A 12,487-nucleotide genomic window follows, 5' to 3' on the forward strand; every position below is an offset into this window, starting at 1 on the left:
AGCATGCAAAAATGTCCCTACACCACAGCACAGGCGATACGCACGCATGACAGCAGCGCGCAGGACGACGGAAAGCATGACCACAGCAGCCGCCACGCCCCTCCACAGCGCCCATGGCGCCGACGCCTCCGGCAACAGCGGCGCGCAGGCACCGGCCGCAGCGCTCCGCGCACGCGGCGCATCGACCAACCGCAGCGAGGTGTTCCAGTCGCCCCTGTCCGCAGGCGGCGCCGATGGCGACCTGCGCCGACGCGCGGAACGTGTACAGTTGGCGACCAGGGTGGCCGCAGTCGGCACGATTGCCGCAGTCGCGACGGTCGCCGCATTGATCGCCTGGCGGCGCGCGCGGCGCTAACCGATTGCGACGACGGCGTGCTGCTGCCTCGCTGCAGCAGCATGCAGGAGCGCCCGAACGCGCCCCCTCCCCGCTCCCAGCATGGTGCTCGGATGCCCTGCCTGCTCGGGCGCACAAACGGCACCGGCCATTCGAATCGCGTCTGGCCATCCCGAGCCGCCATCACGCAATCTCCGCAAAGCGGCCGCCGCCGCAGCACACTCATGCATGACCTCTAGCGCGCCATCGACACCGTGAATTGCGTGGCGGCGCCCACGCCATCGCGCGGCAGCGGCATGATCCGCACCAGGCTGTAGCGGCACACGTCCAGATCCTGATAGACCAGGGTACGGCCATCGTCGAACGCGAAACGCAGGTCGTAGCGGCAGCCGGCACCGTGGACGCCGACGGTGGCCGAGTCGCCACCGCCGCGCAGCGGATCCACCACCACGTCCCGAAATTCACCGCTACCGGGGTCGGCGACCGACAGCTTGGTCACGCTGTCGTGCGCGCGGTTGACCAACATGACGTAGTGCGTGCGGCTCGCGTCCTGCGCATGGGCGTTAGCCACTGCGGCGAGCAGCACACTGGCCAGACAAACGGTACGAAATGAAGGCATGGCGGGGAATCTCCAACAGGAAGGGATACCGCCCGGCGCGCATCGCGCAGCGGCAGCGGTGCGCATATCTGGCGCGCCCGCCCTGCCCCGCGCCCAGCGATCCGGGACGAATCGTCGTACCGGCGTGACCAATCGTCGCCATTGATCGCCGCGCTTCTCAGCGCGCACCACCGCGCTTAGGATCGGCGCATCCCGTTCGAGCATCGCCCGATGAAGATCCGCCTGGGTTCCACGGAAATCGGCCTGATCCGATACCTGAGCCTGTGGACGGCCGTTGTGGTGGCGTTCGCCGTGCAGGGCTGCCTGTACGACTCCGTCAACAACGGCCACAGCTGGCAGCTCGGCGACTACCTGCGCTGGTCGATGATCCAGTGGTACACCTGGGCCGCGCTGGCGCCACTGGTGTTCCAGTTGGGCGAACGCTTCCCGATCGTCACCCCGCTGCAGCTGCGTTCGCTGGGACGGCAGCTGCTGGCCAGCATCGGCGTCACCGCGCTGGCGATGTTCATCGGCGCAGTCGTCTCGCCGGGCGCGTTCTTCGACCAGCTCGGGCAGTTCATCGGCAAGCACTTCGCGATCGGCATGCTCACCTACTGGGGCCTGCTGGCGATCCAGCAAGCGCTGCACTACCGCAGCGAGAGCGACCGTCGCGAACTGGAAGCCAGCCGCCTGGCCACGGAACTGGCGCAATCGCGGCTGCAGGCGCTGAAGACCCAGCTGCAACCGCATTTCCTGTTCAACACCCTGCACGCCATCGTGACCCTGCTCGACGACGACGTCGCCTCGGCCGAGGACATGCTGCTGCGCCTGAGCGAACTGCTGCGCGCGCTGCTGGAGGAATTCGACGGCCAGGAAATCACCCTGCGCCACGAACTCACCCTGCTCGACCTGTACCTGGGCATCCAGCGCAAGCGCTTCGGCGACCGCCTGACCACGCGCCTGTACATCGACCCGGCCACGCTCGATTGCGCGGTGCCGAGCCTGCTGCTGCAACCGATCGTGGAGAACGCCATCCAGCACGGCATCGGCCGCCATGCCGGCGCCGACTGCGTGGAGATCGAGAGCCGGCGCGAAGACGGCCAGCTGCGCATCGAAGTGCGCAACCGCAACAGCACCCTGGGCGACGGCAGCGGCAACGCCGGCCACGGCATCGGCCTCTCCAACACCCGGCTGCGGCTGCAGGAACTGTATGGCGACGCCGCCGAGATCCGCCTGGACATGATCTGGCCGCAAGGCGTGGCGTGCCGCATCCGCATGCCGTTCCGCGAACTGGAAGACGCCGAAGGCGCGCCGGAGCACGTGCCCGCATGAGCATCGCCGCGCTGGTCATCGACGACGAGCCGATCGCCCGCCACGCCATCGTGCGCCTGCTGCGCGAGCACGCCGACATCGCCCTGCTCGGCGAATGCGGCGACGGCGCCGCCGCGGTGGCGGCGATCCGTGAACACTCGCCGGACCTGGTGTTCCTCGACATCCAGATGCCGGAAATGACCGGCATGGACGTGGTCGCGCAGATCGGCGCCGAGCGCATGCCCGCCACCGTGTTCGTCACCGCCTACGAGCAATACGCCGTGCGCGCCTTCGAAGCCAACGCCCTGGACTACCTGGTCAAGCCGTTCAGCCGCGAGCGCTTCGCCGCCACGCTGCAACGCGCCAAGGCGCGGCTGGGCGGCGCCGGCAACAACCCCGCCCACCTCCTGCAGGCGCTGGACGCATTGCGCCAGCGCGACGCCTACCTGCAGCGCATCGCCGTGCGCGTGGACGAACACGTGGTGTTCGTCGCCGTGGACGACATCGTCTGGATCAAGGCCAACCGCAACACCGTGCAACTCCACGTGGCCGGCGCCGTGCACGAACTGCGCGAGACCATGGCCGCCCTCGGCGCGCGCCTGGACCCGCGCCACTTCGCCCGCGTGCACCGCTCGGCCATCATCAACGTGCGCCGGGTCAAGGCCATCCACCCCTGGTTCAACGGCCACCACGTGGTGACCATGGACAACGGCCAGCAGCTGCGTATGAGCCGGTACCAGCATGAGGTGTTTCTGCGGTTGGTGACCAATGGTGGAGGAGAATGAGACGGGCGTGGCGGCAGTAAGTGCAGGATCACGTCTAGGTTCCGCGCCAGGCGCTCCATCGCCTACCCTCCAGCACGACTAGCCCGCGGCCCTGGCATCGAATCGACAGACGCAGCTGGCACAACTACAGTGCTCAGATCGCCTCGCCGCAGCACTGCGGTGCGGCACGCCGGACCGCACACCAGGAGAAACACATGAAGCCGTGGCGCGTCGCCGCCCAGATCGCCGGCCTCTTGTTCGTCGCAGGCGCATGCAGCATGTCCGCCGCCGCAAAGAAGACCCCGATGGCCTCCGATGTCCTGGTCGTCCCCGCGGACCTGCCCACCCAGCGCCTGTTCGACTGCGCCGAGACCAGCATCGCCCGATTGTCCGAGACCAGCAGTTCCTGGCCCAAAGTCACGCGCAAGGACGACGCCAGGGGCGTGCTGGAATCGGGCAACTTCGAAGACGCCAACCGCAGCGGCTTCCGCATGCGCATCGAGCGCGCGCAAGGCGCCGGCCAGGCCAGGATCGCCCTCAAGGGCGCCGGCGCCTACTTCGCCGACCTGGGCGTGGCGCAGGCGATGCAGGACCTCAAGACCGCGCTGGGCCGTTGCATCGCCACCCCACCGCGCTAGTCTCGAGCAGACGGAAAGAGAGCCCCATGCGCGACCATTCGATCGAAGCACGATTGCTCTGCATTGCCGGCATCGCCGGCCACGCGTACTGGGTGCTGCGCGACGAGCGCGGCATCGCCCTGGCCGAACTGCACGGCCTGGCCACCGACCGGCACACCGGCACGCCGATCCCGATCGGCACCGACGCGCGCAGGCACGCGCTGCGCGCCTGGCACTACCCGCACGACGCCGACTACGCCAACGCCATCGGCGCCCAGCCCGACCGCACCAGCTACCTGCGCGACGGCCAGCAGGCGCGCACCGCCGCCAGCGGCGACAAGCACGAAATCCTGGCGCGCTGGCACGCGGCGCTACGCGCCATGCCCGAACTCAACGCCCAGGACCTGGACTACCCCAACTATGGCTTCAAGCTGCTCGGCACCACCATCAACAGCAACTCCGCCTTTCGCACCTTCGGCGAACTGATGGGCGTGCCGGTGCCAGGTTTCTCCCGCAGGCTGCAACCGGGCATCGGCAACTGCATGTTGCCGCGCGAGCGCATCGCGGCGCTGTGTTATCGCGAGAGAACGACGCAAGACCTGCACCCCGTCGAAGTGACCACATGCGACCTTCATGTCAGAACCGAACGTCTGCTCGCTGACGGGCAATCGATCACTTGACGGATGGCGCGACGGCCGGGACGGCGGCTGTCTTTTTGACCACCTCGGCCCTGCTCCAACTCAGCACTTGGCTTGCAGGAATCAAGAAGCGCGGCTTGTGCTCGTCACTGAGCCCACCAGGCGGCGACACATAGAAATCCGACCCCAACCGGGTCAGCACATCGACCGAAGGCAGCACATACACGTTCGATCCGGTTTGCGCTCGCTCGCAGCGCGCTTCCGGCCAGGCGGCTTTGACGATCTGGCAGCCCTGCTCCGTCAATTGCAACTGCACGCCCGGCAGCATGCCGATGCCGAGCTTGCGCACGGTGACGTCTACTGTGCCAAGCAGCGCGCCGCTGTATGCCAAAACCATCAGTACCGCTGCACCTAGAACGCGAAAGCGTTTGGAAAACTGCACACGATGCGTTGCATACACCAACCAATGAAAAAACACGACGATGAATACTACAACTGCAAGATAGAACCAGTCTGATCCTTTAGTCGGAGGTGCCACATAACCCACGGCAAATGCAGCGAGCGGCCAGAATGCCAAGTACACCAGCAGCATCAACGAAAGGGTGCCGCGAGGCCTACGCAGTACCGGCCAGTACCGCCGCACTCGATCCACGTCCCAGACCACAGTCAATAGCGCCAGAGCAAGCGCACCAAGGCCAAAACCGAAAACAACTCCATAGGCCGCGAACCGAACGAATCCCCAGTGCTCGCAAAGCAGCAAAAATGCGTAGTACATAGCGCTAAGCAGGGCCGCTCCCGCGAACATCCATAGGCTACCGAAGACGCGCTCCCTCCGCCGACCCAATGCAAGCTGTGCGCGGCGGTAGTAAGACTTCAGCCCCTTACGCGCTGCATCGTCCTGTTTCGGCCGCAGTGGGACAACCAGCAGATGCTGATCGACCAGCAACCCTATCACCCACGCCGGCAACGCAAGCACCGCCAGGAAACCTAGCAGCGCGATCGCGCCGAACAGCGCCACGGCGCTCAACACCACGCCAAGATCGCCGAGCGACAGCGACGGCACGTAGCCGATGCGCAGGAAGTGCGCCAGCACCATGCCTCCGCCCCAACACGGCACCAGCCATTTCAGGTCCACCCCGAACGTCTGCCGCAACATGCTCCACAGCGGCACGGCCGGTGTGTTGCGCTTTTCCGACCGCTCGCCCACCTCACCGCCGCCAGCGGCGGCCTCCTCGCTCTGCTGCATCGTGGTTCCTTGGCGCTTGGCCGCACTGATTCCTTGCTGGGGCCAAGCATACGCAAGCTCCGCCGCACGGGGGCAGACACTTTCTTGGGACCGCGTGCCAACCGGCCGGATCGGCACGCCACACGCAGCAGCTAGGCCAAACGCACTATTGCGCCGCGTTCCTCAAAGCCTCTGCTTGATCACCTCATCAAGGACGCCGCGCACCGCATGCGCCGCGTCATAGATCGCTTCGCCAAGCGCAGGCAAGGTCCGGTGATCAAAATTGGCAGCGCTGCCCGTGGCGATCACATCGCCATAGACCGTAATCATCCGCATCAGACGGTCGAGCGTGTCCACCTGGTCCATGGTCATGCCGAGGGCAAAGGTTGGAGCGGCCATCTCACTCCCTCCCCCGCGTCGGGGCGTCCACGGTGTCACCGCCAAGATCCTGGCCCGAGTAAAGAGACTGACGCTGTGCCGGCCACGACACCTCGCGTAGCACCATGTCCATCTGCTCCGCGAGCAATTCCATGCACACCGCTAGCTCGCCCGCTCGCACCTTCGGCGCGGCCTCCCGCTCTTCGTCCACGCTGCGTGGCTCTGCCAGTCTTGCGAGGAACTTGATGAACTCGCCCAGCCGCACCAACCGGAACTGGCTATCTTCTGGCAGCAAATAGCCCGCCATTTCAAGATCGTCCGTTCTGTACTCCGACATCGTCGCCTCTCCTTCCATGAAGTGGCCGTCCGCCGCCATGGCGGACGGGAAGTCGGGAGGCTAGAAACCGCGTATAGCCGGCGGGTTTATTCCCCTTGCGGGTGTTGTATTCACCGCCCTCCCGACGCAGAGATCGCATCGGCTGCGCCTGCGAAGTGAGCAGGCACAAAAAACCCACCAGTTTGTCGGAGGTGGGTACCGCTATACGAGGAGTTTCTAGGCTCCTTGAACTAATAGTGCTACGACATTCCACGGCCGTCAACTAGCCTGACTTAAACGCCAATCCCAGTTATCAAAAGCCATTGGATAATGCGAAATTTTCCGCTCATTCGGCATCCAAAACTTGCGGAACATAGATCCGCCGCAGAGGAAGAAGGCCTTTATGACGAGAGTCGAACTGCTCATAGTGAGCAAAAATCAGCTCCACAAGTTCATCGCCATCGATAAGCCGCAGGTTCGGCTTGCTCTGCTCAAAGGTGCGCGACGGAGGACTGAAGGTACCCAGGGTCACAAACAGGCCGTACTCTCCGTTAGATAGCTTGCCGTACAGCGCAGACACATCCTTGTCAGTGGCGGCACCCGGGCTGCTTTTGACCTGCACCTTGATAATAGGCGGTTCGATGCCGAGATGATCCTTGTGGGCAATGACGTCTACGCTCGGCTCGTTCTTCCGGGTCAGACGAGCGTGGTAACCCATACATTGCAGCAAGTGGGCAACGAAGCCCTCCAGTGGCAATCCCTTCAAATCTTGTGCCAGGCGCTTGAGCACGAAATCTCGGGTCGTGTCTTCGATGTCATCGGCCACAGCGGAAACGGTCGAATCCTGGTCCACCCCGATCACAGCAGGTGCCTTGCCTTCGACTACGGAGCGGTATTCATCGGCGTAGTTCTTGATCTGGAACAAGCTGAGAGCCGACCCGATCTCGTACAACGCCCCCTGCGTAAACTCCAGACGGGGCACATGCTTGAGCCACTTGACCTTGCGGCGGTGCGGATAGGTCTTCTCGCCGGCAGGCTCGTACCGATACTCGCCCTCGATACGTCCAATGTGGATGTACTTGTCCTGCTTGGATGGGTACGCCACCAAGTCGCCGACCTTCATTTCATGCAGGAAGCGGTACGGCACGCCGGACACGGTGGCAATGCCGCCCTTCTTGGCATTGGGGTAGGCCTGCACGTAACGCTGTTTGAAGGCATCACGCTCCGCCGCCAGCGTGGACAAGTCGCCCATTGCCTCCCACCCGATAGCGATGCAGTTCTGCTTTAGGAACAGCAGGTCAGCGTCGCCGGTGCGGCCAGCATGAATGCCCCATACGGTGTCGTCCATTGATCAGTTCTCCAAGATATCTAGGGCGGGTAGCGAGTTGACTATCTTCTGAGTCTCCAGACTGACAGTGACGACGCGTTGGAACAGCTCCAAGGGGTACCTGGGGTTGCCCATGGTCTCGATGGCCCAGTCATTCGCATCGTTAACGATGCCGCTGGCCTTGTCCACGCGAACGGCCTGGCGCTCCATCACCCAATCGAGGGCGGCCTTGCCGTTGACTACATATTCCCAGGCGGCTTCGGGGACGCTGGCCATAGTGATCTTGCTGTTATAGATGACGGTACTGCGGTCGTTGACGGATTTTCCGGTTTCCAGGTCCTTCTTCTTGGCGAACTTCATCTTCTCGACGCGGTAGTCAGCGTCGGTTAGCGGCCCCTTGGCCTGGAGGGTCAGCGGGTACTTCTCCACCGTTTCGTAGTTGAGGTGCAGGTCGGCCAGGGCGCGACCGGCCTTGGTGAAATGCCAGAAGTCCTGGGCGGCGCGGACACGCGGGATGCGGGGCAGCTCCTTGCTCAGGTTGTCGGCGTAGCGTTCGCGGTAGTCGGGGGAATGCAGGATGCCGTAGACGTAATAGAATAGGTCTTCCTTGCTGATCGTTTCGCCGGGATAAGCGTTGGCGAAGTGTGCGAGGCCGGCATCGGTGATGGCGTCGCGGCGGCGCGGAACATCAGCGGACTGTGTGGCGAACAAACCAGTGTCGGATGGCTGATCCGATTCATCGTAGAGATATAGAGGAAAGCACTGCGCTCCTCCATCTGCCTGCTGCTCCAAGATCGCATTTGTGATCAGTGCGAAATGACCGTCCCCGCCCCAACGCTCTTTGAACGTAATTATCAGATTACCCGCTCCCGCATAAGGGAATAGCTTCGGCATCTGCAACACCATTTCATTAAGCCGCCTATCGAAGTACATCCAGCTCTTAGTGAATGGGCGGTATGTTGCGATAGTCAGCCTTGAATAATCTATGGCATGCCGCTTATTCTTAACCGCATCCGACCTAAGAGAGCGAGACCAACTAATCAAAGTCGGGTCCGCATCTAAGAATGAGGCCGCGGCGGCTTCGCGCGCGGCACGATCACCCACAGCAAAGACATCGTTGAATCGCGCCAGTTCGGACTCGTATTTTTCAATCATACGAATCATGTTTGACTCAAGGGCTTCCTTAGAGAAATTAAAAACCCAAGCATCCCTATTGGTCTGAACACCACCAGAGTAATTTTCAAATAATTTCGGCTCGCCACTCTTCTTGTCGCCAAGCGCGATAAAACGATCAAACCCACCATCGCGCTGCTTTAGCCAATCACCATGTGCGTCCGGCACGATGCTCTGCCATGCTTCTGAGGGAATACCGGAGACGCTGACATAGCCGGAAATTTTCTCCAGCTTTTCGTCGCGACTCAGATAATCGCCGATGTCGTGAAAAAAGACGCGACCATGCGCGCCGGCTTGCGGGTTCTTGACCAGCAGGGAGATGGCAATGGGTGCACGACTACCGCTACCGAAAATCTTGCCCCCCTCCTTGCGCGACGTTTCTCCGCTGGTGCGTTGGTTGCCGCGCAAGTGGAACACGTAGATGTCCGAGAACTCCTCCGCAAGACACTGACGCAGTCCGTCTGCGGTATTCGCCTCGACAAACCCGGCATTGGTGACAAATCCGATGACACCCGCATCCCCAATACGGTCACTTGCCCAGCGAATGGCGCGGATATAGCTATCGTACAGTGCGTTCTTATTGTTGGCATCTGAGCGGGCCGCATAGGTATCGCGGATGCGTGCATCAAGGGACGGATACGCCACGTTGGCATTGTTAGCATTGGCATCCCCCTGCCCCACCGAATACGGCGGGTTCCCTACAATCACTCTAATATCCAGCTTCTTCTGACGCCTACGCCGCTTGCTATTGTCCACCAGCAACGCATCCACCAGATCGTCTTTCTCATACATCTGGAAGGTGTCCGTCAACAGGATGCCCTCGAACGGCACATAGTCCCCACCCGCCAGACCATGGTACGTAGCCTCGATATTGATGGCCGCAATGTAGTACGCCAGCAACACCAGCTCGTTGGCATGGATCTCGTGCTTGTACTTGTGCTCCAGTTCCTCCGGCTTGAGCAAGCCCGACTGCAGCAAGCGCGTGATGAAAGTACCCGTGCCCGTGAAAGGGTCCAAGATATGCACCCCCTTGCTGCCCAGCGTCTGCCCGAACTCTTGCTGCAACAAGTGGTTCACGCTGTGCAAGATGAAATCCACCACCTCTACAGGCGTGTAGACAATTCCTAACTTGTCTCGCAGTTTCGGAAACGCATTTGCGAAGAACTTGTCGTACAACTCCACGATGATCTTCTGCTTGCCCGTGGCGTTGTCGATGCCCTCCGCCCGTAGCTTCACGCTGGCGTAGAACTCTTGTAGCGTGGCTGACTCCTTCTGCAAATTCTCCGCTTCCAGCACATCCAACACCTGCTGCATTGCCTGCGACATCGGGTTATGGCTGGCGAAGCTGTAGTCCGCAAACAACGCCTCAAATACCGGCTTGGTGATCAGGTGCTGCGCCAGCATCTCGATGATCTCGCCGTCACTGACCTTGTCGTTCAGGTCGTCGCGCAGTTCTCCTGCGAATGCTTCGAATGCCGCCCGCGCCTTCGGCTGCCCTTCATCCTCCAACACCGCCTTGATGCGGTCGATGTGCGTCTGCGCGATTCGAGCGATGTCGTCCGCCCACTGCTCCCAGTGACGGCGGTTACCGCACTTGTCTACCACCTTCGCGTACAGGGCTCGCTCAATCTCGCCCACCTCAAACTCAAACTCGCCTTGTACTTCGACCGGATAGTCCGCGGGCGTCTCGCCAATGCTGAACTTGCTCTTGGCCTTGTCCGCTTTGCTGGTCAAACGCGCTGCCTTGCGCTGCACGTTGTCTGCAATGGCGATGACTTCCATCTTACTGCGGTCTGGCCCCACCAGATCCAGTTTATTGACCATCGCATCGAAACGATCGTCGTGCGAGCGCAGCGCTTGCAGCACCTGCCAGACCACCTTGTACGTCTGGTTGTCGTTAAGCGCCTCGTTCGGCTCTACGCCGGCCGGGATGACGACCGGTAGCACCACGTAGCCACGCTTCTTCAGGTCATTGCCATCCTTGTCCTTTACCGTTCGCATGACGCGACCAACCGACTGCACCACGTCGACCTGCGAATTGCGCGGGGTCAGGAACAGCACGGCATCCAGCGCCGGTACATCCACGCCCTCTGACAGACAACGCACGTTGCTCAATACACGACATGTCTCCAGCGGCGTGGGGGCCTTCAGCCAGTCCAGCTTGTCTTCCTTCTCGCTGGCGTTCATGCCGCCATCTACATGCTTCGCCTCGCAGGTGAGGCGGGCGCCCTCCTCGATGTCCTCGGCGTCCTGGTACGCCTCCACGACCTGCTGGAACATCCCAGCGATTTCCTTGGAACTGACCTTGTGGGTCTTGCCGCCCTTGCCGGGCTCGATCACCTGGCAGAACGCCACAGCCCGCTTCATCGGTTCGGGCTTGTCGTTGCCATCCTCATGAATGCCCAGCTTAGCCAGTGCCTTCCAGCAGCCGACGATCTTCGCCGCGTCGTCCACGCGCAAGCTGTTGTTCTCGTCCTTCAGCAGCCCCTGCAGTTTGCGGTTGATGTGACTCTCTTCCACCGCCAGCACGATGACTTTGTAATCCACCAGCAAACCACGCTTGACAGCCTCCGAGAAGCTGATCAGGTACAACTGCTTGCCGTACCAGGCCTCGTTGTCCATCGAGTAGAGGGCAACATTGTCGCGTTCGGCCACTGCCTTGGCAGTGTCGGCATAGATACGCGGCGTCGCCGTCATATATATCCGCTTGGCGGCGCGAACATAGGCTGCGTCATGGATTCGCACGAACGCGCTTTCGTCATCTCCGTCGAACGTTGCACCCGTAGTGCGGTGTGCTTCATCGCAGACAATCAGGTCGAAGTCGGCCAGTCCTTGCTGTTGGGCGTCGTGAATGACCCCAATAGAGTGGTATGTGCTGAACACCACCGTCATGTGCTCATTGTCGTGGCGAGCGGCCACGCCCAGTGCGAGACTCCTGGCGTTCGTGGTGGCTGGATAGCGCAACTCGTGGGTGAAAGTCTGGACGGCATCGTCCTCCTTGCGCCCCTTCTTCTTGCCCACATCACTGTCCGAGCAGACAGCGAAACTGTGCAACGGCACATCGCTCTCCTGGGTCCACTCTGTCAGCGTCTGCGACAGCAGCGACAGGCTGGGCACCAGGAATAGCACCCGCTTGCCCTTGCCCGCCATGGCCTCGGCGATCTTGAGGCTTGTGAAGGTTTTGCCGGTGCCGCAGGCCATGATCAGCTTGCCTCGGTCGGCATCCTTGAGGCCGGCCGTCACTGCAAGCAGTGCAGATTCCTGGTGCGCCCTCAGCGTCTTTTTCTTCTTCAGGACAGGCGCAGCCTTGGACTGGTACTTCGCCCAATCGATTTGACTGGCCTCCAGGTCATGGAGGTCGATCTTACTGACCGGAGGCTGCTGGTCGACCAGCGCATTCTCGGCATGGTCGGACCAGTGGTTGGTCGTGCTGACGATGACACGGTGAACGAACGGCTTGCGCCCGGAAGCGGTGAAGAAGCTGTCGATATCCTTCTTCTGCAGCTTGTAGTCCGGATCGTAGAACTTGCACTGGATGGCGTGGATTTCACCGGTACCGGCTACCTGGGCGACCAGGTCGATGCCATCATCCTTGGCACTGAAGCCATGAGCCGTCGCCCATTCGGCCCAGGTCCAGACCTGGCTGTACAGATCGCGGTAGGTAGCCTCAGTGCGGAGGTAGGCGAGGATCAGCTCCTCGAAGTAGGTGCCTTTCTCTCGCTCACTCACCGCTGCAGTGCGGAAGCGACTCAGCAGTTCATTCAACGGACTCATATCTTCAGCTCCCATAATCTTCCAATAAGTAG

General features: G+C 61.8%; 11 protein-coding genes. 5 read left to right on the forward strand and 6 right to left on the reverse strand.

From position 1 onward, the window contains the following. The first annotated feature begins 46 nt into the window (after positions 1-46). Positions 47-355 carry a hypothetical protein gene (locus tag AB8810_RS17420; protein WP_369914379.1) on the forward strand — a complete coding sequence of 103 codons (309 nt, stop codon included), beginning with the start codon at positions 47-49 and terminating at the stop codon, positions 353-355. Between the two features lie 214 nt (positions 356-569). Here AB8810_RS17420 and AB8810_RS17425 read toward each other — a convergent pair whose 3' ends face one another. Continuing rightward, entirely contained in the window at positions 570-953 is a 384-nt protein-coding gene (locus AB8810_RS17425) for a hypothetical protein (protein ID WP_369914381.1), read from the reverse strand. A gap of 210 nt (positions 954-1,163) precedes the next feature. Between AB8810_RS17425 and AB8810_RS17430 the strand changes: the two genes are divergently transcribed. The 4 genes from AB8810_RS17430 (at position 1,164) to AB8810_RS17445 (ending at position 4,304) form a co-directional block, all read left to right on the forward strand. Then, a complete protein-coding gene (locus AB8810_RS17430; protein ID WP_369914382.1) occupies positions 1,164-2,264 on the forward strand; it encodes a sensor histidine kinase in 1,101 nt (366 codons plus the stop codon). Continuing rightward, positions 2,261-3,028: a LytR/AlgR family response regulator transcription factor gene (locus AB8810_RS17435; RefSeq protein WP_369914384.1), complete on the forward strand. Its 768-nt coding sequence runs from the start codon at positions 2,261-2,263 to the stop codon at positions 3,026-3,028. Before AB8810_RS17430 ends, AB8810_RS17435 begins: the two co-directional genes overlap by 4 nt. 257 nt (positions 3,029-3,285) lie before the next feature. Then, complete coding sequence (locus tag AB8810_RS17440) at positions 3,286-3,645, forward strand: hypothetical protein (RefSeq protein WP_369914385.1); 360 nt, start codon at positions 3,286-3,288, stop codon at positions 3,643-3,645. Further along, positions 3,621-4,304 (forward strand): hypothetical protein, encoded by a 684-nt coding sequence (locus tag AB8810_RS17445; protein ID WP_369914386.1) that lies wholly within the window; start codon positions 3,621-3,623, stop codon positions 4,302-4,304. The genes AB8810_RS17440 and AB8810_RS17445 overlap by 25 nt, the downstream gene beginning before the upstream one ends. Here AB8810_RS17445 and AB8810_RS17450 read toward each other — a convergent pair. The 5 genes from AB8810_RS17450 to AB8810_RS17470 form a co-directional block, all read right to left on the reverse strand. After that, positions 4,297-5,508, reverse strand: a complete 1,212-nt coding sequence (locus AB8810_RS17450) for a hypothetical protein (RefSeq protein ID WP_369914387.1) — start codon at positions 5,506-5,508, stop codon at positions 4,297-4,299. The two genes, AB8810_RS17445 and AB8810_RS17450, sit on opposite strands and share 8 nt — an antisense overlap. Before the next feature lie 162 nt (positions 5,509-5,670). Continuing rightward, positions 5,671-5,886, reverse strand: a complete 216-nt coding sequence (locus AB8810_RS17455; RefSeq protein WP_369914388.1) for a hypothetical protein — start codon at positions 5,884-5,886, stop codon at positions 5,671-5,673. Between the two features lies 1 nt (position 5,887). Continuing rightward, positions 5,888-6,202: an XAC0095 family protein gene (locus AB8810_RS17460; protein WP_369914389.1), complete on the reverse strand. Its 315-nt coding sequence runs from the start codon at positions 6,200-6,202 to the stop codon at positions 5,888-5,890. Positions 6,203-6,527: 325 nt separating this feature from the next. Next, on the reverse strand, positions 6,528-7,529 hold the full coding sequence (locus AB8810_RS17465; protein WP_369914390.1) for a restriction endonuclease: 1,002 nt from the start codon (positions 7,527-7,529) through the stop codon (positions 6,528-6,530). A gap of 3 nt (positions 7,530-7,532) precedes the next feature. Further along, positions 7,533-12,455 (reverse strand): DEAD/DEAH box helicase, encoded by a 4,923-nt coding sequence (locus AB8810_RS17470; protein WP_369914391.1) that lies wholly within the window; start codon positions 12,453-12,455, stop codon positions 7,533-7,535. Positions 12,456-12,487: the final 32 nt, after the last annotated feature.

This window comes from Xanthomonas sp. NCPPB 3005, assembly GCF_041228095.2.
Taxonomy (GTDB): Bacteria; Pseudomonadota; Gammaproteobacteria; order Xanthomonadales; family Xanthomonadaceae; genus Xanthomonas_A; species Xanthomonas_A bonasiae.